The sequence below is a fragment of the Candidatus Persebacteraceae bacterium Df01 genome, assembly GCA_030386295.1.
Taxonomy (GTDB): Bacteria; Pseudomonadota; Gammaproteobacteria; order Tethybacterales; family Persebacteraceae; genus Doriopsillibacter; species Doriopsillibacter californiensis.
Genome location: JANQAO010000001.1, coordinates 1 through 21643 on the forward strand (window position 1 = coordinate 1; position 21643 = coordinate 21643).

The 21643-nt window shown below is 47.4% G+C and carries 21 protein-coding genes; 14 read left to right on the top strand and 7 right to left on the bottom strand.

Features of this window, described 5'->3' with window-relative positions; all coding sequences use genetic code 11:
• On the bottom strand, positions 1-590 hold a 590-nt coding region (locus NQX30_00005), incomplete at its 3' end, for an aminotransferase class V-fold PLP-dependent enzyme (GenBank protein MDM5146773.1).
• 108 nt (positions 591-698) lie between these two features.
• Between NQX30_00005 and glyQ the strand changes: the two genes are divergently transcribed.
• From glyQ to dxs, 5 genes are read left to right on the top strand one after another with little or no spacing between them, the layout of a single operon-like run.
• The gene (gene glyQ / locus NQX30_00010; GenBank protein ID MDM5146774.1) at positions 699-1583 is read left to right on the top strand and encodes a glycine--tRNA ligase subunit alpha; all 885 of its coding nucleotides are present in this window, start codon (positions 699-701) and stop codon (positions 1581-1583) included.
• An 11-nt stretch (positions 1584-1594) separates the two neighbouring features.
• Positions 1595-2155 carry an orotate phosphoribosyltransferase gene (pyrE, locus tag NQX30_00015; protein MDM5146775.1) on the top strand — a complete coding sequence of 187 codons (561 nt, stop codon included), beginning with the start codon at positions 1595-1597 and terminating at the stop codon, positions 2153-2155.
• A gap of 15 nt (positions 2156-2170) precedes the next feature.
• Positions 2171-4537 carry a glycine--tRNA ligase subunit beta gene (gene glyS / locus NQX30_00020; GenBank protein ID MDM5146776.1) on the top strand — a complete coding sequence of 789 codons (2367 nt, stop codon included), beginning with the start codon at positions 2171-2173 and terminating at the stop codon, positions 4535-4537.
• Positions 4538-4543: 6 nt separating this feature from the next.
• A complete protein-coding gene (locus NQX30_00025; GenBank protein MDM5146777.1) occupies positions 4544-5380 on the top strand; it encodes a hypothetical protein in 837 nt (278 codons plus the stop codon).
• A complete protein-coding gene (gene dxs, locus NQX30_00030; GenBank protein MDM5146778.1) occupies positions 5373-7232 on the top strand; it encodes a 1-deoxy-D-xylulose-5-phosphate synthase in 1860 nt (619 codons plus the stop codon). Before NQX30_00025 ends, dxs begins: the two co-directional genes overlap by 8 nt.
• 43 nt (positions 7233-7275) lie before the next feature.
• Here the strand turns inward: dxs and NQX30_00035 are convergent, their stop codons facing one another.
• Positions 7276-7455, bottom strand: coding sequence for a hypothetical protein (locus NQX30_00035; GenBank protein ID MDM5146779.1), 180 nt, complete (start codon positions 7453-7455; stop codon positions 7276-7278).
• 58 nt (positions 7456-7513) lie between these two features.
• Positions 7514-8035: a class I SAM-dependent methyltransferase gene (locus NQX30_00040; GenBank protein ID MDM5146780.1), complete on the bottom strand. Its 522-nt coding sequence runs from the start codon at positions 8033-8035 to the stop codon at positions 7514-7516.
• A gap of 363 nt (positions 8036-8398) precedes the next feature.
• On the opposite strand from NQX30_00040, the gene NQX30_00045 reads away from it, so the two are divergent.
• The gene (locus NQX30_00045) at positions 8399-8590 is read left to right on the top strand and encodes a hypothetical protein (GenBank protein ID MDM5146781.1); all 192 of its coding nucleotides are present in this window, start codon (positions 8399-8401) and stop codon (positions 8588-8590) included.
• Positions 8591-8788: 198 nt separating this feature from the next.
• The gene (locus tag NQX30_00050; GenBank protein MDM5146782.1) at positions 8789-9064 is read left to right on the top strand and encodes a hypothetical protein; all 276 of its coding nucleotides are present in this window, start codon (positions 8789-8791) and stop codon (positions 9062-9064) included.
• 89 nt (positions 9065-9153) lie between these two features.
• Here the strand turns inward: NQX30_00050 and NQX30_00055 are convergent, their stop codons facing one another.
• From NQX30_00055 to gmk, 4 genes are all read right to left on the bottom strand, one after another.
• Positions 9154-10734: an AMP-binding protein gene (locus tag NQX30_00055; protein ID MDM5146783.1), complete on the bottom strand. Its 1581-nt coding sequence runs from the start codon at positions 10732-10734 to the stop codon at positions 9154-9156.
• A gap of 73 nt (positions 10735-10807) precedes the next feature.
• Positions 10808-12961, bottom strand: a complete 2154-nt coding sequence (locus tag NQX30_00060; GenBank protein ID MDM5146784.1) for a bifunctional (p)ppGpp synthetase/guanosine-3',5'-bis(diphosphate) 3'-pyrophosphohydrolase — start codon at positions 12959-12961, stop codon at positions 10808-10810.
• An 8-nt stretch (positions 12962-12969) separates the two neighbouring features.
• Complete coding sequence (rpoZ, locus tag NQX30_00065) at positions 12970-13185, bottom strand: DNA-directed RNA polymerase subunit omega (GenBank protein MDM5146785.1); 216 nt, start codon at positions 13183-13185, stop codon at positions 12970-12972.
• Between the two features lie 62 nt (positions 13186-13247).
• Positions 13248-13826 (bottom strand): guanylate kinase, encoded by a 579-nt coding sequence (gene gmk, locus NQX30_00070; GenBank protein ID MDM5146786.1) that lies wholly within the window; start codon positions 13824-13826, stop codon positions 13248-13250.
• A 47-nt stretch (positions 13827-13873) separates the two neighbouring features.
• Here gmk and hisS point away from each other — a divergent pair, with 47 nt between their 5' ends.
• The 7 genes from hisS to hflC are packed head-to-tail and all read left to right on the top strand — an operon-like array spanning position 13874 to position 21643.
• On the top strand, positions 13874-15133 hold the full coding sequence (hisS, locus tag NQX30_00075) for a histidine--tRNA ligase (GenBank protein MDM5146787.1): 1260 nt from the start codon (positions 13874-13876) through the stop codon (positions 15131-15133).
• A 4-nt stretch (positions 15134-15137) separates the two neighbouring features.
• Positions 15138-15953 (top strand): tetratricopeptide repeat protein, encoded by an 816-nt coding sequence (locus tag NQX30_00080; protein MDM5146788.1) that lies wholly within the window; start codon positions 15138-15140, stop codon positions 15951-15953.
• Positions 15950-17077, top strand: a complete 1128-nt coding sequence (locus tag NQX30_00085; protein ID MDM5146789.1) for a PQQ-binding-like beta-propeller repeat protein — start codon at positions 15950-15952, stop codon at positions 17075-17077. Before NQX30_00080 ends, NQX30_00085 begins: the two co-directional genes overlap by 4 nt.
• Positions 17074-18393 carry a ribosome biogenesis GTPase Der gene (gene der / locus NQX30_00090; protein ID MDM5146790.1) on the top strand — a complete coding sequence of 440 codons (1320 nt, stop codon included), beginning with the start codon at positions 17074-17076 and terminating at the stop codon, positions 18391-18393. Before NQX30_00085 ends, der begins: the two co-directional genes overlap by 4 nt.
• The gene (hflX, locus tag NQX30_00095; GenBank protein MDM5146791.1) at positions 18386-19504 is read left to right on the top strand and encodes a GTPase HflX; all 1119 of its coding nucleotides are present in this window, start codon (positions 18386-18388) and stop codon (positions 19502-19504) included. Before der ends, hflX begins: the two co-directional genes overlap by 8 nt.
• Before the next feature lie 34 nt (positions 19505-19538).
• Entirely contained in the window at positions 19539-20753 is a 1215-nt protein-coding gene (gene hflK, locus NQX30_00100; GenBank protein MDM5146792.1) for an FtsH protease activity modulator HflK, read from the top strand.
• A complete protein-coding gene (gene hflC / locus NQX30_00105) occupies positions 20750-21643 on the top strand; it encodes a protease modulator HflC (GenBank protein ID MDM5146793.1) in 894 nt (297 codons plus the stop codon). The genes hflK and hflC overlap by 4 nt, the downstream gene beginning before the upstream one ends.

Consider the following 21643-nt stretch of genomic DNA (forward strand, 5'->3'; position numbering starts at 1 on the left):
ATGGCGTCTACTCCTAAAGCTTTAAAATTTAGCGGGATTTTCCCTAACGCTTGTGCTGCATCCGTGTGCATAACAGCACCCGCAGCTCTCACTTCCGGAGCAATGGTAGCAATATCCTGCAACACGCCAGTTTCATTGTTCGCACGCATGACAGACACCAGCGCCACGCTATCGCCAGCGAGAGTCTGTGTTAAATCATTTTTATCCAACCGCCCTGCACTATCTACTGCCAAAGGGACAAAAGAAAATCCACCACGCTGCGTTCCACGCGCCGCACACAAAACACAAGGATGCTCCGTCGCTGTTGCCGTTACCACATTGCGCATTGACATTAAAGACACGCCCTTAATAATGGTGTTATTACTTTCTGTACCAGATGCAGTAAAAACAACCTCCTCCGGATATGCTCCCACCGCTGTAGCAACTTGCTCACGAGCGGTCTCCACGGCTTGGTGTGCTCGCCGCCCCCAATCATGGCGACTGGAAGCATTACCGTAATTTTCTGTCAAATACGGCATCATCGCTTCTAATACTCGCGGATGTAACGGTGTTGTAGCGTTGTAATCTAAATAAATTTGATTATTGGACATGATAGTAGAAAAAAACCTAACCCCTTAAAAACCCACCCAACGGGCAGTGCCTCCTTGGCGCAAGGAAAAAGGAAAGATGAATCATTTCCCCATTATAATTGCGGCGGTATGGTCACCCGCACATTTCAACAAATCATTTTGGCATTACAGAATTTTTGGGGAGAACAAGGGTGCGTACTCATACAGCCTTTTGACGGAGAAGTAGGTGCCGGTACTTTTCACCCAGCCACCTTTTTGCGGGCGATAGGGCCAGAGCCATGGAAAGCCGCCTATGCACAACCTTCACGGCGTCCACAAGACGGTCGCTACGGCGATAATCCAAACCGTCTACAACACTATTATCAATTTCAAACTGTGATGAAACCATCGCCAGACAATTTTCAAGAATTGTATTTACAGTCGCTGGAAGTTTTAGGGATAGATGCTACCGCTAATGACATTCGTTTTATTGAAGATAATTGGGAATCGCCTACTTTAGGCGCCTGGGGTCTGGGTTGGGAAGTTTGGCTTAATGGCATGGAAGTTTCGCAATTTACTTATTTTCAAGAAGTCGGCGGTCTGCCTGCCAAGCCAGTCATGGGTGAAATAACCTATGGACTAGAAAGATTGGCGATGTTTATACAACAATGTAAGAGCGTTTTTGACTTACAGTGGACGGAAGATACAACCTACGCTGATGTGTATTTGCAAAACGAAAAAGAGCATTCTGCTTACAATTTCGAGCGAGCAAATACGGCTTTATTAGCCCAGCTATTTGATAGCATAGAAGGTGAAGCACAAACACTTTTAGATTCGTCACCACTGCCGTTACCAGCTTACGAAATGACGATAAAATGCTCACATTTGTTTAATTTGTTGGATGCACGCGGCGTCATTGCTGTGTCGGAGCGGACGCGCTATATCGCACGGGTGAGAAAATTAGCACGCCAATGTGCACGAGCATATTTTGAATCACGGGAAAAACTAGGCTTTCCTTTACAAAACAAACAATAAAAGGTTGCACAATGAAACACAAAAAAATGCGGCAATTTTTGGCAGATCACTGCCTACTAGCCGGCGAAATTCAATTGTCTGGCGGTGGCACCGCCAATTTTTATTTTGATTGCAAGCGTGCAACATTAAATGGTGAGTTTTTAACACCACTAGCTGACTGGCTACTAGATGAAGTAGCACCTGCCTTGTCGCCATCACCAACACTTATTGGCGGTCCCACTTTGGGTGCGGATTTTATCGCTGCCGCCGCTATCATGCGCGCCACCCAACGAAATCTACCACTGTGCCGCGCGTCTATCGTGCGAAAAGAAGCCAAAAAACACGGCACCAAAAGTCTTATAGAAAACGAACAACCCTCAGGTCAGCAAGTGTTGGTGGTGGAAGATGTCATCACTACCGGCGGCTCCATCGCTTATGCCTGTGATGAACTGTTGGCAGCAGGACACAAAATTGCCGGCATCGCTGCCATCATAGACCGTGAAGCCGGCGGCAAACAGAAACTGGAAACACAATACAACGCGCCAGTCATGGCGCTATTTACCAAGTCAGACTTTCCTGAATTGAACGGCTAATGTCATTGCAATAAGATGATAGACCAAACATTACTAGTAGAGGTACGAACAGAAGAGCTACCACCGGCATTATTGTGGCGGCTGGGGAATGATTTCCCCGATGCCTTACTGGAAAGTTTGCGGCAGACAGGTTTTGCCACCGCAAAATCAAAACGATTTTGCAAAGACAAAAAAAATCCAACTAACCAAAAAGTCACTACTCAAACAATCACTTTTGCTACGCCACGACGATTGGCGGCACTACTAGAAAACATTCCCGCCGAATCACCGCCTCGCGATGATTTTCGCCGTGGCCCACAGTTAACTGCCTGCCACGACAAAGATGGTGCGCCAACAAAAGCATTAATCGGATTTATGCATTCGGTAGGCGTAACCTGCGAAAAAGACTTAACTCAAACCGAAGATAAAGAACGCGTTTATGTTGCTTGGAAAGGTACACAACCCGGAAAAAAACTAGCCGATGAATTGCCCATCTTAGTGGAAAAAACATTGCTCCATCTTAGCGCACCTCGCTTGATGCGTTGGGGGGATTATGATTACAAATTCATCCGTCCGGTACGTGGCGTGGTGCTCATGCATGGCACATCCGTGATTAACGGCTGCGTGTTAGGAAAACAAACTAGCAATTCCACACAAGGACATCGGGCATTATCTTCGGGAGATATCATTATTTCGTCCGCCGACAAATACGAATTGGTAATGGAAGAAAACGGAAACGTTATTGTTGATTTTGAAAGCCGCAAAAATAATATTCGCGAGCAATTATGGGAAAAAGAAAACGAAATCGAAAAATATATTGGCCTTTCTCTTACTCCCCCGAATAAAAAATGGGATTTTCCAGATGAGATGTCTTCTTTTGGCAACCAAGTTGTAGAAATTAACCTTCAGGGCAAAACAAAAAGAGTCGTCATACCCGGAAAAACAGAAATAGGATACGATACAAATTTATTATTGCAAGAAGTTACAGCAATGTGCGAAAAACCCACCGTGTACCAAGGCGTTGTAGAAAAAGATTTTTTATCATTGCCAACTTTTTGTACCGTTGGCTGTATGACCAAACATCAACGGTATTTTCCGCTATGGGAATCAGAAAAAAGCCTGCATCTTAAAGAAGGCAAATTGTCTCAACATTATTTGTTTGTCGCCGACAACAAACCTAAAAATGATCGAGGCATGATTGATGGGTTTAACACAGTATTGCGAGCGCGTTTACGGGATGTTGATTTTTATATCCGCGAAGATAAAAAATTGTCTTTAGATAGTGCTCTAGAAAAATTAAAAGATATTGTTTATCATCAAAAATTAGGTAGTCAATATCAGCGCGTAGAACGATTGCAAAACATTACCGCCAACATTGCTGAGTTAATGAACCTTGATGAGCAACAACAACACACGCTTGTCAATGCTACTAAAATATGTAAAGCCGATTTGTCAACTTTGATGATTGGTGAATATCCGGAATTTGAAGGCATGATGGCAGCCGAATATTGTTGTCAAAAAACCGATTCAATTACAGGCCAACCTTCTGATGTGTACGAGCTCGTACGCTGGCATAACAATTATGAAAACTCTCCTCTTCCTCTGCTCCCGTCAGAGAATAAATTTCTAAAAATGGGAAGTGTACTAATCCTTGCCTGCCAATTAGAAAAATTAGTTGGGCTATTTGGGATTGGTGAGAAACCTGCCGGGAACAAAGACCCGCACGGGCTTCGAGGAGCGGCAGCCATGATAGTAAACATTTTAACCCTTACTAGATATGCATTGCCTACCGACAAACTGATCAATATTGCCAGAAACACTTTTGATAAATTACCCCAATTTAATATCTCCGAAATACAAAACTTTATTGATGGGCGGCTCCGTGCTATTCTATTAGCAGAAAAGCCTTTGCTAACAACCAAAGAAGAAAGCCAGAAAAAAATAACAAAAAAAAACATGCTCAATGCGATTTTTTCAACACCACAACCGATGTTAAGAGATGTCGCACCCAAAATTGATGCCCTCTACAATTTCATACAGAGAGAAGAAGCCAACTCGCTCATTGAAGCGAACAAGCGCGTCAATAATATTTTTCGCAAATCAGATGTACGTGCTAATAATCTGCAATCTCCAGATGAGTCTTTATTCTGCGAAAAAGAAGAACGCGAATTGTGGGCAGCTATTACCAAATTTAAAAACAACAATCGCACTGATATTAAAGAACAAGAATTTAGTTCCCTCTTACAAGAGTTACTCAAAATTGCACAACCCGTATCCGCTTTTTTTGAACATGTAATGGTTAATACCGATGACGAACGCATTCGTACTAACCGCTTCGCCTTACTAGCCGAGCTGCGTAAGCAGCTCAATCAAGTGGCAGATATTTCGAAACTGTCAGGATAAAATAGCATGCTCACACTGTGGCTGAAAATATTATTTGGCTGTGTTTTGTTGTACGCTGCTATTCTCATTTATTTATGGTTAATGCAGGAAAAAATGATATTTTTTCCCAAACCCTCACCGCCCGACAATATTCGTTCTCTGGCTACCATGACGGTAGAATTTACCGCCTCCGACGGTACCGTGTTGCGCGGTTGGCTCCATCCGGGAGTGGATAATGACAACACAGATAACTGCAAATTATTAATTTATTTTGGCGGCAACAATGAAGAGTTATCGCACAACGTGATTAACAACGCAAAAAACTTTAATATCCCGCAGTTGTATGTCAATTATCGTGGTTATGGTCAGAGTAGCGGCACCTCATCTGCCGCTACCATTCGCGCTGATGCATTATTAATTTTTGACGAAATAATTGAACGATTAAATTTATCACCAGAAAATATTTGTCTGATGGGGCGCAGTATGGGCGGCTATCCCGCAACGTATGTCGCCTCGCGCCGTGATGTTAACCGATTAGCGCTCATCACACCTTTTGATAGCATCAGCAACGTGGCACAAGGACGCTTTCCGCTGTTTCCAGTTAAATCCTTGTTGCGTCATGATATGAATACGCTGGCAGAAGCACCTATGGTACAAGCACCAACGCTGTTTGTTTTATCAGAAAAAGATTATATGGTGCCACACAAACACAGCTACAATTTAATTGAACACTGGACAACGCCGCACACAATGGTGACACTACCTGACACTACACATGGCGATATTGAAACAGAGTCATACTGGTTGGCATTGCAGGATTTTTTCTCTCCTGCAAATGATATTCATAATAACGACGATGTCTAAATTACTAGATTCCATTCAGTCTCCCGCCGATGTGCGAGCACTGACACCCACCCAACTGCCACAGTTAGCCGACGAATTGCGCGCTTTCTTGTTGGATGTGGTGAGTCGCGTCGGCGGACATTTATCTTCTAATTTGGGCGTGGTAGAACTGACCATCGCCTTGCATTACGTCTACAATACGCCGCACGACTTGTTGGTGTGGGACGTGGGACATCAAACATACGGTCACAAAACGCTCACTGGACGAGCAAAGCAGCTGCACACCATTCGCCAGTTAGGTGGGCTGTCTGGTTTCCCACGCCGTGAAGAAAGCGAATACGATACTTTTGGCACCGCACATTCAAGCACCTCCATATCCGCGGCACTAGGCATGGCGGTGGCAGCTAGACAACTAAAAGAAAAACGGCGAGTAACAGCAATTATCGGCGATGGTGCGCTGTCTGGCGGCATGGCGTTTGAGGCACTCAATAACGCTGGCGACTTAAAAAACACCGATTTATTGGTCGTGCTCAATGATAATGAAATGTCTATTTCACCAGCGGTAGGAGCAATTAATAACTATTTGGGGCGTGTCTTGGCAAGTCGCTTTTATGGACGCATGCAACGTGGTGGTCAGCGTATGTTGTCGGGACTCCCGGTAATGCAGCGTTTTGCCCGCCGCGCTCACGAACACCTTAAGGGAATGGTGCTGCCGGGCACTCTATTTGAAGAGTTTGGTTTTAATTACGTAGGACCCATTGATGGTCACGATTTGCCGCTGCTGGTTTCTACCTTGTCAGGACTGCGCGACTCGGCTGGCCCTCAATTTTTACACGTAGTAACGGTTAAAGGACGCGGATTTAAAAAAGCCGAAGCCGACCCTGTTCTGTATCACGGCGTTAGTCGTTTTGAGCCAGAAAACGGTATTGCACCGATGAAAGTGGAAAACCCCGGTGAAAAAAAATCACCCACCTATACTCAAATATTTGGTGACTGGGTATGTGACGCCGCTGCTCGTGAGCCAAAATTAGTGGTCATTACGCCAGCGATGCGGGATGGCTCAGGGTTGGTGGAATTTTCACAACGGTACCCCTCACAATATTTTGACGTAGGCATTGCCGAGCAGCATGCGCTAACTTTTGCCGCTGGTCTCTCCTGCGGCGGCATGAAGCCTGTAGTAGCGATTTATTCTACCTTTTTGCAACGGGCGTATGATCAATTGATACACGATATCGCCATCCAAAACCTGCCAGTAGTATTCGCCATTGATCGTGCCGGATTGGTAGGAGCCGATGGCGCCACACATCACGGTGCTTTTGATTTATCTTATTTACGCTGCGTACCTAACCTCACCATCATGGCACCTGCCGACGAAAACGAAGCTTGGCACATGCTTAACACTGCGCTAATCACACCCGGGCCGACAGCAGTACGTTATCCACGCGGTACGGGGCCGGGAATTGAGGTCGTGCGAGACAACCAAACGCTACCGCTAGGTAAAGGTCAAATCATGCGGCAAGGAAAAAAAATAGCGGTACTTGCATTCGGTGCGATGGCTTATCCGGCAACGACGGCAGCGGAAACGTTATCCGCAACAGTGGCGAATATGCGTTTTGTCAAACCGCTAGATGAAGCATTGATCTTGCAATTATCTGAAACACACGACTATCTGGTAACAGTAGAAGAAAATGTTATTGCCGGCGGCGCCGGCGATGCGATATCCGAATGCCTACACCGCCACGGAGTAACCAAGCCTATACTACAGCTAGGGTTACCTGACGAATTCATTCATCACGGAGCACCAGCAAAGCTACTAGCAGCAACCGGATTGACCGCCGACGGCATTCAAAAAAGTATACAAAGTTGGCTGTAAAATGACAAATTAATTGCAAAGTGATACATTTTGGGTGTCTAGATTAAGGTCGGGGGGGGGATGCAGTTATTTCAGCCGTTGTTTGTAGCGCAATCGCTACTGCCAAGTCGTTTGAATGAAAGGGTGAACACAACAATCTAATTACCGATGAAATCGGTATCTCGATAGGACGAGTATTATCGTCAATGATAATAGTCTCAATCCCGTGCTTTTGTCGTGCCATTTTTTAATTTTCATGGTACGGTGTGGCACCTGTATGCCTACATTGTTGGTTAGTCCCCTCATCCTAACCTTCTCCCTGTCAGGGGGGTGAAGGTCTTAACGAAAGCGGGGAGATGAGCGCGTAATAAATAAAAACTTGTATTGGTCTGGGGTACAGTTATCGTATTAGCTAAGCACCATTGCGGGTAGTATTGCTTTATCCAATCCGTAAATTTTCTGTGCAAGATGTGTTTAGTTGTTGGAATCAGATCTTTGTCCTCCCCATAAATAACAACTAACTGCTGTGCTGCCCCAAACAATAAATGTAAGTGCTGTTCATAGATACTCTCCTCTACCAAGTGGTAGATAACATCAAGAGACAGGGCTGCCTCTGCTGTTTCGCTCCGATAATCACTCAATAACATCCAACGGGGGTTCGCTATGTTTTTACACCACTGCTGGCAAAGTTTAATTGCCTCCGCACTGACATCTATGCCGAGATAACTATCTATGCCGCGCAACATAGATATTTGATTACCATCACCACAACCAAAATCTATAATATCTGTAATGTTGTACTGCGCTAGCAATGTGTTCAACACCTCTGCTTTCTTGTTGCCGCGCTCACCATAAGAACCCGAACCCGATGTGCGACCGCGAGCATACCGCCGCTACCAATACCATCCCGAGCTAAATAACTTATGTTTTATCCATTTCAGCACGCTATTATTATAGCCACGATTAACCAGCACCATAAATTTTGACAAAATCGAACGCATTGGTGGCTCTTACAGAAAAAATGACAAAATTGGCGTCAGTAGAATATTGGATACGGATATATTGTGTTTCGTCTCCGAGACCACTAGTTCCGTCACTAACGCCGAACTGGATAAACAAGTTAGGCGTTGTCCATATTGTGTTTCCATACCCTAAAACAAATCTGACAGCTGTTCCTGTTTTGGGGGATGGTAGCGGCTGGTCAACCGATTCTTGCCCTTGAAAACCAGATTGGTCAGGTCATGGTGCCGGATAATATTCTGCGCTGGAAATGCTTTGCGCTTAAAGTGCAAGGCGACAGCATGATGCTGATATTTTCGAAGGAGATTATGTGGTCGTGCGCTAACAGCCGATTGCTGAAAACAGCGATATTGTTGTAGCCATGGTCGGCGAAGAAGCCACTGTAAAGCGGCTGAGCATTGAAGGGGAGCATATTGAATTGCGCCTTGAAAATCAGAAACTTAAACCCATCATCATAGGACAACAGGATGAACTTAAAATAATTGGGAAGGTCTTACACGTCTGCTCGGGTTTTGATACCGAGGCCCTCCTAGACGAACCCTAAGGAGGATAACCAAATGAGCACCTATAATTTACGACGTTTTTCCCAACCTGATGTTTTGAAAAACATTCAACAAGATAACCTGATCACATTTCTCAAACGATACGAAGGCTACCTGACTGTACGCAATTTTAGCTTCGAGTTGGATTTTGAGACACTCTACCAAGTTTTGATGAATCCATCTGAGGATATGGATATCGAATTCGTTGAAGCTTTGCTCTTCATTCAGGAAATATCTGACAATGAGCATTTTGAAGAGCTAAGCGAACAGGCCGAAGCACAACAATATTGATGTGCATGAGGATTCGACGGCAGCCGGTTTGGCATCGGCACCAAAACAAACGAGGAAACACCCTCATCACGTGCATTTCAGCGAAACTCTCATTTTCTACTAGCGCACAACGATTTTTTATCACACTCCGCCGCCAGTTGTTGAATGGCAAGATAGTCTGGTTTACCGGTAGGTTGCAGGGGAATATTTTCTACAACAAACACCCGACGCGGCTGCCACAGCGATGGGAGACCGGCATCTTGGATAACGGCAGCAATATTTTGACGGTTTGCTTCCGGCATGGTGGTCAATAACACCGGTTCTTCGCCACGCCGCGTATCTTGCAGGCTGGTGACCGAAAAATCAAAATCCAACCAGTGTGCCTTCAATGTTTCTCCGATGACATCCAGCGGCACCATTTCACCAGCAATTTTAATGAACCGCCGCATTCTCCCCTTAATATAAAGATAACCATCATCGTCCAATTCGACAATGTCACCGGTATCGTGCCAGCCATCAGGCGGCGGCTGTAGTACACCCGGTTTGTCAGCGTGAAAGTATCCCAACATAACATTGGGTCCTTTAATGTGTAACCGCCCGCCTTTAGCAACACCCGCCACCTGCTCCAAGCGAACGACAATACCGTCTAGCGGCTTTCCCACCGAGCCAGGGCGGTTAGTCTCTGGCGCATTGACGGCGATAACCGGCGCCGTTTCGGTTACTCCATAGCCTTCTAAAATACTGATGTTAAACTTTTCAGCCCACAATGTGCGAGTGGCGTCTTGCAATTTTTCAGCACCCGCAAAGACATAGCGCAACGATTGCAAATCCGCTGACCCCACTTCGTCTGCGTAACGCAATAAAAAAGTATTAGCACTGAAAAAAATTTCCGCGCGGTGTTTTTTGACAATTTTCGGTATTTGCCGGTAATGCAAAGGAGTGGGATACTGACGAGCAAACATCCCACCCGCCGCCGGCAACACCACGCCGGCTAGCAGACCAAATGAATGAAATACTGGCATGCAATTGAGCATGCGCAGTCCAGCCGCTCCCGGCAGACGACAAAGCACTTGCGCAACATTGGCAAGCAAATTGCCATGGCTTAGCGATACACCCTTAGGCGCGCCTTCGGAGCCAGAAGTAAATAATATAGCCGCGGCTTCATTTTCCGAACTAACCGCACCCGGCAAACGAGTCACCGATAAAGCGGGAAACAATGACGCCAAGACAGCGCCAATTTTAATTTTTGTATTAATTTGCGGGCGCAAGTCTTCTAAACATACCACAGTAGCTCCAGCATCTTGAGCCGCTTGCGTGAGTGCTTCTGCTGTGAGTAAATTATCCAGAAATTTTTTTGACGTGTAAACAGTGCTTATTACCGCCGTGCGACAAGCGGATTGAAAATTTCGAGACCCAACAACCGGGTTCAACATCACGGGCGTAAGGCGGTAAAAAAGCGCAGCATAAAAAACAATGGTCGCACCGACAGATGAGGGCAACAGTACGCCGATTCGCTCACCATGCGAGTGGCGGGCAGCGATAATTTTCCCAAGCGCCCAAGCAGCGCGATAACAGCTACGGTACGACAGCTCTTTTTCGGTGTCAGAAAACAACGGCGAATTCCAACCGTGCTGCTTCCCCCAGCGAACATAAGCGCGGACAATATTGGTGTTTTCAATAAATAACGGCATTATGTAGATAGTATTGTTGCTTGACGTACATTAATTTTTCACTTTATCAATATGGCGCTATATTTACCAAGCATCAATGTTCTATGCGGGCATTTTTTTCCAACTCTGGTAAGCGGCGTTTTGCTTCTATCACGTCGGGCAACTGGCGCAACGTCTGTAGTAGCGTTTCCAGCACGCTCAAACTGTGAACTTCAACCATAGTTTCCATTTGAATACTGTCACATTCGAGTGCTCCGGAATTGAAGTTAAAAGTTACAATGTTCACATCCATACCGCTGATAGCCGAAGATACCGATGTCGCTAATCCCGAGCGGTTGCGACACTCCAATGCGATAGTGCTGCGATACAGACTATTTGTTGCTTTGTCGCTCCACGCCACATCAATCCATTTTTCGGAGCGGCGGTTGGGCATTATTTGCACCATCGGACAATGATTGGCGTGCACTATCAGCCCTCGATTTTTTTGCAACAACCCAATAATAGACTCTGTTGGCAATGGATGGCAACATGAAGACAACGTAATAGCAGCGCTTCCTGCCCCAGCGATGGAAACCGGCTGCAAGCGACCACTTTTGTTTTGCCGTACCTGTCGTCGTAACAACCCTCGCGCCACAATATCGGGAATTACTTTACCCAACCCCAGTTCCAAATATAGCTCATCGGCTGTTTGCATGTTTTGTGAATTCAAAAACGCACGCCAATGATCATCGCTAATGTCATCAGAACGAGCTTCTATTTTTTGCAAAGCATTGTGTAGTAATTTTCTCCCTAAAGCGATGGATTCTTCACGACTGGCAGCGTTTAACCGCTGACGGATATGTGAACGGGCGCGCGCTGTTTTGGCAAGATTAATCCAATGTGGTAGCGGCACAATATTGGGATTGGTTTTAATGGAAATTTGGTCGCCGTTTTTGAGACGTGATGAGATGGGAACGATTTGACCATTTACCACAGCGCTTTCAGCATGGTCGCCCACATCTGTGTGGATGGAATAAGCGAAATCCAGTGCGGTAGCGCCGGGTGGCAGATTAACTACTTTTCCGTCTGGAGTAAGCACGTACATTTCTCCCGGCGACAAATCCACCCGCACATATTCCATAAACTCAGTAGGCGCGTCGTTTTCAGCGTGTAACCGCACCAGCGATGACAAGCGGTTCAGCGCTTCTGTTTGCGCATTATCCAGAGCCCCCTCTTGTTGCTTGTAGTGCCAGTGGGCTGCCAGTCCGTGTTCGGCAACTTCGTGCATGGCACGAGTACGAATTTGAATCTCTACTTTGACACTTTCTTTAGTACTAAGTGCCGTGTGCAACGACTGGTAGCCGTTTGATTTCGGCACGGCAATGTAATCTTTAAATCGTGCCGGCACAGGCACAAAAAATTCGTGTAGCGCACCGAGTGCAAGATAACAATCCATACGACCATCCACAATCAACCGAAAACCTATAATATCTTCTACTTGTGCGAAGGACAGGCGTTGACTGGCCATTTTGCGGTAAATACTGTAAAGATTTTTGCGCCGCTTTTTGAGTTCGCCGGTAAGACGGTATTTTTGTAGTGCCTCTCGCGTCATCTGTTCCACACGATCAATAATGTGGCGACTGTTGGCTTTGGAATTGTTGAGCGCTTTGGACAATACCCGATAGCGGTGCGGGCGCAAATAGCGTAGTGCAAGATTTTGTAATTCATCACGTACCGGAGAAAATCCCATACGCTCGGCAATGGGAGCATAAATAGTAAGCGTTTCCAGCGCGATTCGCTTGCGGCGAGCAGAGCCGTTGATGGCCGATAACGTACGCATATTGTGCAAGCGGTCAGCAAGCTTAATGAACAGCACCCGCCAATCATCAGCAGCGGCAAGTAATATTTTGCGAAAAGTTTCGGCTTCCTGAACGCGCCGATCTATGCCTTCAATACGTTCTATTTTGGACAACCCATCCACCAAATGGGCAACGGTCCCGCCAAAAGCCTCACGTACTTGCTTCAAACTCACGGCAGTGTCTTCTACTACATCATGCAACAAGGCGGCAATAATAGATTGAGCGTCAAAACGCCAGTCGGCTAGAATGTCGGCTACAGTGAGTGGGTGTTGAATATAAGGTCTGCCACTGGCACGCAACTGACCAAAGTGCGCTTTTTCACTGTATCGATAAGCAGCATCAATATCTTTCAGGCTTTCTTCTGGCAGGTAAACGGCAAGCTTGCGCGTTAACCCGGCGATACCAGCCATAACAGAGGTTAGGTATCGCTCTCCGCTTCAATAAGCAGAGGTGATATGGGATACAGCCCTTTTGCGATCTCGCGCAAGGCGATAACGATGGCTTTGTCATCGTTATCGGGCACTTGAGCATCACCCCGACGCAAGATATTATTTGCCCGAGAAGCAGCGTGATAAGCAAGATTAAAATGGTTTGGGCATTTTTCCAAGCAATCGGCAATAGTAGTACGTGACATAGTTGCTATCCTTTTTTGTAAATAATTCTTAAGGTACGACTGTGTGCCGGGGGTAATTGCCGCTATTTTCCAGCAATTACAGCCGTTATCTCGGCTACCGCCCGCTCAAGGTCATCGTTAATAATAACATAATCATATTGTGACGCTTGCAGCAATTCGTCTCGCGCCGCCGCCAATCGTAGCGTAATAGATTTTTCTTTATCCTGTCCGCGAGCACGCAAGCGCTTTTCCAGCACATTTAGAGACGGCGGCCGAACAAAAATCAATTCCGCCTCAGGCATGTGTTTTTTAACCTGCAACGCCCCCTGCACGTCAATTTCCAGTAATACATCGGTACCGCCGGCAAGCTGCGTTTCTACCCAACTGCGAGCAGTACCATACAAATTGCCAAACACTTCCGCCCATTCCAAAAAATCGCCAGAATCACGCATACACAAAAATTCATCGCGATTAACAAAAAAATATTGACAGCCGTTTTTTTCACCTTCACGCGGCAAGCGAGTAGTGTGTGACACCGACACTCGCACCACCCCAAAATTCCGTAACTGGTTCGTAATCGTGGTTTTACCCGCACCCGAAGGTGCTGACAAAATAAACAGTCGGCCGATTTGGGAATGTACGATATGATGGGACACACTCATGTGTATTGCCAATTTCCTTTTTTTTGCGGGATAATTCAACCTTAATTATGCCTGTTATTCTTTCTGTACGTGGCATGCGCGACTTGTTGCCGGAAGATACCGCTCACTGGCAAGCGGTAGAAACCACCGCTGCCGCTTGTTTTGCGCGCTACGGCTACGCCGAAATTCGGACTCCGATGGTGGAGCGTACAGCGCTGTTTTGTCGACAATTAGGCGAACACACCGATGTGGTACAAAAAGAAATGTATTCCTTTATCGATGCCGGTGGCGAAGAATTATCGCTACGCCCCGAGGCCACTGTACCCACGGTGCGGGCATTGGTAGAAAATGGCTTACGCCGTGGTGGATTGGAACGGGTGTGGTATGGCGGTCCCATGTTCCGCCGTGAGCGCCCACAAAAAGGACGCTATCGACAGTTTTGGCAGTTGGGCGCCGAAGCCGTCGGCGTGGCAGACCCAGTTATTGATGCCGAACAAATTATTATGCTGGCGCAGTTATGGAATGATATGGGTGTGCAAGATAAACTTTGTCTTGTTGTTAACAATTTAGGTACAGCGGATGAACGTGCCCACCATCGCGAAAAGCTGCGAACGCATTTTCGCCATCACGAATCGCAACTGGATGATGCCGCACGCGCACGCATAGACGGCAATCCCTTGCGTATTTTGGATAGCAAAAACAAATCCGTGCAGGAAGTAGTCAACACCGCACCGCTACTGGCTAATGAATTAGGCACAGCATCACAACAGCATGTGGCATCGGTTAAAAATATGATTACTGGCGCGGGAATAGATTTTGTTGAGGATACAACGTTAGTACGGGGATTGGACTATTACAACCTTACCGTATTTGAGTGGGTACTCAAAGATGACTCGCGACGGCAAAGCACATTGTGCGGCGGTGGTCGCTACGATGGTCTCAGCGAACAAATTGGTGGTCCAGCGTTGCCCGGCTGCGGATTTGCTCTGGGGCTGGATCGACTAGCGGCACTGGTAGATAAAGCCTCTCATCCCGCACCAACTTGCTATTTAGTTACCACTGGCGGCAGTGACTCATATTGCACCACCGTCGCCGAACAGCTAAGAAAAAACGGCTTGTCAGTATGGCGACACGTCGGCGGCGGCAATTTAGCTCGCCAACTCAAAAAAGCAGATGCCATGAATACGGCACTAGCAGTTATTGTCGGCACCGATGAAGAATCTGCCGGCGAAGTGACTCTAAAGCGACTATGCGACGGCGAACAACAACAAGTTCTGACGTCTCGGGTGGCGGAAACGGCAGCAATGATGATGATACAAACAGGATAACAACATGGCAGATTACGACCAAGAAGAAGCACTGACGCGATTACTCGATTTCTGGGGACGCTACAAATTTCACCTTATCACCGGACTATTGATGATATTGTCGGCAGTTTCTGGACTCTCTTACCAAACCACGCACAATGATGCTTTGCAACGTGAAGCTGGCAACGCGCTGTATCAAGTTATGCGGGCGGCCGATGCCGGTGAGGCGGAAGCGGCGGCACAGGCGTATCAACAAATCAATAAAAGCGATGATTTTGCCGGTCTACGCCACTTAGCGGCATTCGCGTTAGCATCAGTGCAAGTACAAAATGATAATGCCGAAGAAGCACGCAGCAACTTGCAAGCTGTTGTGGATAATGAGAAAGATGATGGACTGCGCGCCTTGGCAGCACTGCGACTGTCAGAATTGCTGATTAACGCCGGAGAAACGGATGAAGCGGTAACCTTGTTGGAAGAGAATGCACCGCTAGGTAGTCAGATGCAGTTACTATTTGCCGAACGACGTGGTGATGCACATTTTACCGCCCGTCATTATTTGCAGGCGCGCGGGGCCTATGAAGAAGCATTTCTGTTAGCTGCCGAAAACAATCATCAAAGCTACCTTCCAGTAATTAATATTAAAATCGGGGCGTTACTATCACACCGTTCTATTCTGCCATTAGCCAGCGGGGTAGCGAAAGACAATGACACAGAAGATTCTCTTGTGCCCACTAGCGGTGAGGAAAATCAACTACCTTCCGATACTGATATCGATACGCCGGCCGAAGCATTCGACAATGCTGTCAGCAAAACGGAAATAAACGTTAAAAAATCTCAATGAATCACACCTTTTTCGCCCTTGTCGCCGTTTTATTGCTCTCTTCTTGCGCGGGCAGTAACACCGCCAAATCACCCGTAACTTCACTACCGACGACATCGGGACACGGAGAAATAAAATTAATATGGAATCGCAACGTCGGCACCTACACTGGATTTTTACACCCCGCTCGTGATGGCAGTACGATTTGTGCTGTCAATCGTAGCGGCACTTTTTTTCTGTTGCGAGAAGATGACGGTGGTGATGCCTTGTCGTCTTTTCGTATGGAAACAGCCGATACGATAACCGCCGCCACTAGTTGTGGCGACGGTGTAGTGACGGCAGCCACTGACGACGGGACTTTACTAGTATATGATTATGACGGCTCTGAATTATGGCGCAAGGAATTAAATACTCGCCTGATTGCCTCTCCTTTGGTGAGCGACGGTAGCGTATTTATGCTCGGGCAGGACGGGCGTATCAGCGCCTATTCTGCTCGGCACGGCGATTTGTTATGGCGCTATGTGTTGCCGTTGCGGACGTTGGTGCGCACGCCAGTTGATTCGACACCAACGGCAGCGAATGGACTCATTTATGCAGGCATGGGCAACGGCAATATTGTCGCGTTACAACAAAACAATGGCAGAGTTGAATGGCAGACTAAATTGTCCTTTGCCCGTAAATCCGGCACACTGTCCGATATTTTGGATACAACCACACCGATAGTGCGAGAAGATAGATTGTGTGCGGTGGCCTATCAAGGTCACATTGGTTGTTTGCACACTTCAAGCGGCCAAATATTGTGGCGGCAACCACTGTCAGCGGCTAAACGGGTAGCAGTAGACGAATACGCCACCAGGGTATTTGCTGTAGACGTAAACGGCAATTTAGCAGCTTATGATGCCAAAAACGGCGAGGTGCTTTGGAGTCAAGAATTAGCCACTGCCAAAACAGTGGCTTTTGTGCGCGGCGCCGTCGTTGTCGGTTTTTCCGACGGCACGTTGGCTGCGCTAACGGCAGATGATGGAAGTTTTATCGGCAGTGTGGATTTGAGTGGTGAAGTCGCATTTTTACAGCCTTTGAATGCGGAAGAAGTACTGGGAGCCACGCTGAGTGGCGACATCTTTCGAGCGGTAGTTGTATTTTGAAAGAACTTCCAACGGTTGTCATCATTGGTCGCCCTAATGTTGGCAAATCACGTTTTTTCAATCGTTTAACAAAGCACCCTGCGGCTATTGTAGATGCCGCCCCGGGGATGACTTTGGATTATCTGACTGAAACTATTCCGATTGCCCCTAATCATCACGTACGTCTGATTGACACCGGTGGCGTACAAGGCGAAGAAGACGATTGGACTGCTGCTGCAGTACGCCAAACCGAAGCGGCCGTTGGCAAGGCAGACGCGCTACTGGTTATGGTAGATGCCCGCAGTGGCTTGCAATACGGCGACAAAGCTTTATTAAATTGGCTACGCCGGCAATGGCCACGACTGCCGCGGTTATTGCTCGTGAACAAAGCCGAGGGGCTGCTGGAAGCGGAAGCTTGTGCCGATTTTTATTCTTTACAAGAAGACATACTTCCCGTATCTGCACTGCGTGGTAGCGGTGTGTCAGCACTTAAGAAAAAATTGGAGGTCATGCTACCTGCCACCAATATTGAAAACGAAGATTCTCTAACGCTGGCTATTGTAGGGCGTCCCAACGCCGGTAAATCTACGTTACTCAATCGTTTACTCAAAGAGGAGCGGGCAGTAGTATCGTCAGTCCCCGGTACCACGCGCGACAGTATTATGGCGTCTTTTCGCTCCCGTCACGGCTTGTTTTCGCTGATTGACACCGCCGGCATGAGACGACAGCGAGCACGAACCGTCCGCGAACGACTTAGCGTGGCAGCAGCTCGATACGCTCTGCAACAAGCAAAAGTAGCATTGTTAGTGGCAGATATGGCCGCCGGCGCCTCTTATCAAGATAAACGCATCGCTTCATTAATTGCCGAATCGGGATGTGCTACCGTGGTAATTGGCAACAAAAGCGATTTGCTTCCGCGCTCAGAACGACCAGCAGCTTTGCGGCGTCTATCCGCCGCTTTGCCACTAGGTTTTTCAGCACCCGCATTTGCGATATCAGCGCTCAACGGACGGTTGCCGGTGGAAGCCATGCTTGCCGCGGCCTCCACCGCTATCGCTTGCAGTAGCAAACAGTTTTCCACAGCGTTGCTAACCCGCACACTGATAGAAATAGTTAAACACAATCCACCGCCAATAAGCGGCGGATTCCGCCCCAAACTACGTTATGCACATCAAGGCGGAAAAGATCCACTACAAATCGTGATTCACGGTGGTGGCGTTAAGCGCGTTGCCGATGATTACCGCCGTTATCTGGCATCAGCTTTTGCCAGTCGGTTGGAAATAATTGGCACACCGTTGCGTATTGAATTGCGCTCCGAAGACAATCCCTATGCATAACATTGACCGCCGCCGCGCGTTACTAGTGGCGGTATTGCAGTATCCCGGAGATGATGCCAGAGAAGAAAGCGAAGAATTAACTGAACTCGCGGCTGCGGCAGGCTATTTTGGCATTGCCGTTCATGTAGTGCGACTGCGACAGGTGCGAGCAGCGACACTGCTCGGCGAAGGTGCAATTAAGCACTGCTTGCAATTAGCTGAAAAATTTACCGCTGAGTTAATCATCGTAGGTGCCGAATTGTCTTCCATGCAGGCGCGAAATTTAAAAATCAAATGGGAACGGTCAGTAATAGACCGTAGCGATTTAATTCTTAATATTTTTGGCGACCGCGCCCAAACACACAATAGCAAATTACAAGTAGAGCTTGCCCGCTGCCGCCGCGATATGAGCCGCTTAGCTGGTCGGTGGACACATTTGGAGCGGCAACGCGGCGGCATCGGTCTACGTGGCGGTCCGGGAGAGAAACAAATCGAAATAGACCGTCGCTTGCTAGCACATAAAGCCAAGCGTATTGAACGACAAATTAAAAAAATGAGCGCTTCCAATTCTCTAGCACGTACCCGGCGCGAGCGATTTGGCGTCCCCACTGCCGCTTTGGTAGGCTACACCAACGTTGGCAAATCTACGTTGTTCAATCTGCTAACTAGTGCCAACGCACCGACTAACAACCGCTTGTTTGACACACTAGAATCTACTGCACGGCGACTGTACGTAGACGGCGAGCAACTGGTGGTTACCGATACTGTGGGATTTATTCGCCGCCTACCTCACGAATTGCTAACGGGCTTCCACGCCACTTTACAAGAAGCGGCGACCAGCAACGTTATTATCATCGTTGCCGACGCGGCACACTCCGATTGTGAAGCACAATTGGCAGTGGTTCGTAATACACTGGACTCTATCGGCGCACCGCATGATAACCGGCTGACAGTGATGAATAAAATAGATAAGGCAGAATTGCAGTCACGGACAGAGCGGGCACCCTGTGGTAAAATAGAAAAAGTTTGGCTCTCCAGCCACCTTGGAACTGGCGTTTCCGCTTTGCGTGAGGCGCTGGGACAAGCGTCAAAATATTGCCGTGCGGAACGACAATCTTCCTCGCAGCATTGATAATATACTGCTATCTGATTTGCTATACTATTAAATGAATTTTTTTTCACAAAATCAATTGCCTGACATTGATGAATTGTTACGGCGCCTAGTAAAACGTTTGGGCGGCGAAAAAAAGAACTCGCAAATGTTTTCCCGTAACGCTGGCGATTTTAACGAGGACAACGACGATCCCTCCGATGGCATCGTATTGCCGCCGTTACGCTATCTGTCAGCGTTGCTGTGTATCGGCCTGGTACTAATGTGGGTATTGGCCGGATTTTTCACCGTAGACGCCGCCGAACGGGCGGTTATGTTCAGACTTGGCAACCCCAGCGGCATCAAGACCCCAGGCCTTGCTTGGCACATGCCACTGATTGAAAATTATCGTATTGTTAACCTTACTGAAGTGCAGCGGGTAGAAATCGGCTTTCGCAATGACACCAAGCGCAAAAATCCGCGTGAATCACTCATGCTTACCGGCGATTTAAACATTATAGACACGCAATTTGTAGTGCAATATGCGTTTAACGATCCTAGACAATTTTTATTTGAAAATCGGTTTTCTAGTGCCCGCGCGCAAGATGTGGTGAAGCAGGTAGCAGAAACCGCAATGCGTGAAGTAGTCGGTAAAAGCGAAATTGACTTTGTATTGTACGAAGGAAGAGAAGCCGTTGCCAGCGAAACCAAACAAACTATGCAACACATCCTTGATCGCTATAAAACTGGCATTCAAGTACGCGAGGTAGCAGTACAAAACGCACAGCCACCCGATCAAGTTCAAGACGCCTTTGAAGACGCCATTCGCGCTCGCAAAGACAAAGATCGCAAAATTAACGAAGGCAAGGCTTACGCCAATGATATTTTGCCGCGCGCCAAAGGGCAAGGGGCACGTATTTTAGAAGACGCTGAAGCCTATCGCCGCAATGCCATTGAGCGCGCTCTGGGGGATACCGAGCGTTTTTTGTTGGTGGCCAACGAGTTTTCTAAAGCGCCGAAAATCACGCGGCGGCGGCTATATTTAGAAACGATGGAAGAAGTCATGGGGCGCGCCAACAAAGTTATCGTAGACCAAAAAGATTCGGGGAATCTATTGTATCTGCCGCTTGACAAACTTATGCAGGCTGGCGGTGCAGCGGCGGCGGCTTCGCAATCATCGATAACTGATAAAGAAACCACACCCAGCGGGTTGCGTACGCTAGACGAACTCAAAAAACGCCTGCGTGAAGGTTCACAAAGCGGATTAGACGCACTGGAAAACCGTCGATGAAACAGTTGCATTACCTAGCCGTTGTCGCTGCCTCATTATTATTGCTCGTTATTTTGCTCAGCGCATCGCTGTTTATTGTGTATCCATGGCAAAGCGCCATGATATTGCAATTTGGCGAAATTGTATCAGTCAAAAAAGAACCGGGACTGTACGCCAAAGCACCGTGGCACAGTTTGTTAATGTTTGATTCTAGAGTTCTCACCATTGATACTGATGAACCTGATCGTTTTATCACCGCCGAAAAAGAAAATGTGCTAGTGGATTCGTACATCAAATGGCGTATTGTTGAGCCGGCGAAATTTTATGAGCGATTAGCCGGCAACGAATCACAAGCTGAAGGGCGCCTTTTAGATGTAGTTAATCGTGGTTTGCGAGATGAAATCGGCAAGCGCACGGTTAAGAATGTGGTAACCGGCGAACGTGAAGAAATTATGCGTATCATGCGTAGTCGCGCCACCGAGGCCGCCACTGACTTTGGTGTGGAAGTACTTGATGTGCGGTTAAAACGCGTAGACTTGCCCACCGGCGTCTCCGAAGAAGTATTTAAAAATATGATTGAAGAACGTCGCCGCATCGCCAATGAAAGACGTGCCGAAGGTGAAGCAGAAAAGGAAAAAATTCGTGCTGAAGCTGACCGCGACCGTGTCATCCTACTGTCGGAAGCAGCGCGCAAAGCCGAAGAATTACGCGGCCGCGGTGATGCCGAAGCCGCTGCCACTTACTCTGCGGCATTTTCACAACATCCCAATTTTTACGATTTTTATCGCAGTATGGCAGCCTACCGCAGAACCTTAGGCACCAGCGGCGACTTTTTTTTATTATCACCAGAATCAGACTTTTTCCGGTTTCTCAAAGAAGAAGATGGCAATGTTGAAGACAGCTTACAATAA

Bases quoted from the DNA above. Each gene is read 5' to 3' on its own strand.
- pyrE (MDM5146775.1), top strand. From the start codon at position 1,595: ATGAAACACAAAAAAATGCGGCAATTTTTGGCAGATCACTGCCTACTA.
- NQX30_00050 (MDM5146782.1), top strand. From the start codon at position 8,789: ATGAGCACCTATAATTTACGACGTTTTTCCCAACCTGATGTTTTGAAA.
- hflK (MDM5146792.1), top strand. From the start codon at position 19,539: ATGAATTTTTTTTCACAAAATCAATTGCCTGACATTGATGAATTGTTA.
- NQX30_00080 (MDM5146788.1), top strand. From the start codon at position 15,138: ATGGCAGATTACGACCAAGAAGAAGCACTGACGCGATTACTCGATTTC.
- rpoZ (MDM5146785.1), bottom strand. From the start codon at position 13,185: ATGTCACGTACTACTATTGCCGATTGCTTGGAAAAATGCCCAAACCAT.
- NQX30_00060 (MDM5146784.1), bottom strand. From the start codon at position 12,961: ATGGCTGGTATCGCCGGGTTAACGCGCAAGCTTGCCGTTTACCTGCCA.
- glyS (MDM5146776.1), top strand. From the start codon at position 2,171: ATGATAGACCAAACATTACTAGTAGAGGTACGAACAGAAGAGCTACCA.
- hflX (MDM5146791.1), top strand. From the start codon at position 18,386: ATGCATAACATTGACCGCCGCCGCGCGTTACTAGTGGCGGTATTGCAG.
- NQX30_00025 (MDM5146777.1), top strand. From the start codon at position 4,544: ATGCTCACACTGTGGCTGAAAATATTATTTGGCTGTGTTTTGTTGTAC.
- NQX30_00085 (MDM5146789.1), top strand. From the start codon at position 15,950: ATGAATCACACCTTTTTCGCCCTTGTCGCCGTTTTATTGCTCTCTTCT.
- NQX30_00045 (MDM5146781.1), top strand. From the start codon at position 8,399: ATGGTAGCGGCTGGTCAACCGATTCTTGCCCTTGAAAACCAGATTGGT.
- NQX30_00055 (MDM5146783.1), bottom strand. From the start codon at position 10,734: ATGCCGTTATTTATTGAAAACACCAATATTGTCCGCGCTTATGTTCGC.
- hflC (MDM5146793.1), top strand. From the start codon at position 20,750: ATGAAACAGTTGCATTACCTAGCCGTTGTCGCTGCCTCATTATTATTG.
- dxs (MDM5146778.1), top strand. From the start codon at position 5,373: ATGTCTAAATTACTAGATTCCATTCAGTCTCCCGCCGATGTGCGAGCA.
- hisS (MDM5146787.1), top strand. From the start codon at position 13,874: ATGCCTGTTATTCTTTCTGTACGTGGCATGCGCGACTTGTTGCCGGAA.
- glyQ (MDM5146774.1), top strand. From the start codon at position 699: ATGGTCACCCGCACATTTCAACAAATCATTTTGGCATTACAGAATTTT.
- gmk (MDM5146786.1), bottom strand. From the start codon at position 13,826: ATGAGTGTGTCCCATCATATCGTACATTCCCAAATCGGCCGACTGTTT.
- NQX30_00035 (MDM5146779.1), bottom strand. From the start codon at position 7,455: ATGGCACGACAAAAGCACGGGATTGAGACTATTATCATTGACGATAAT.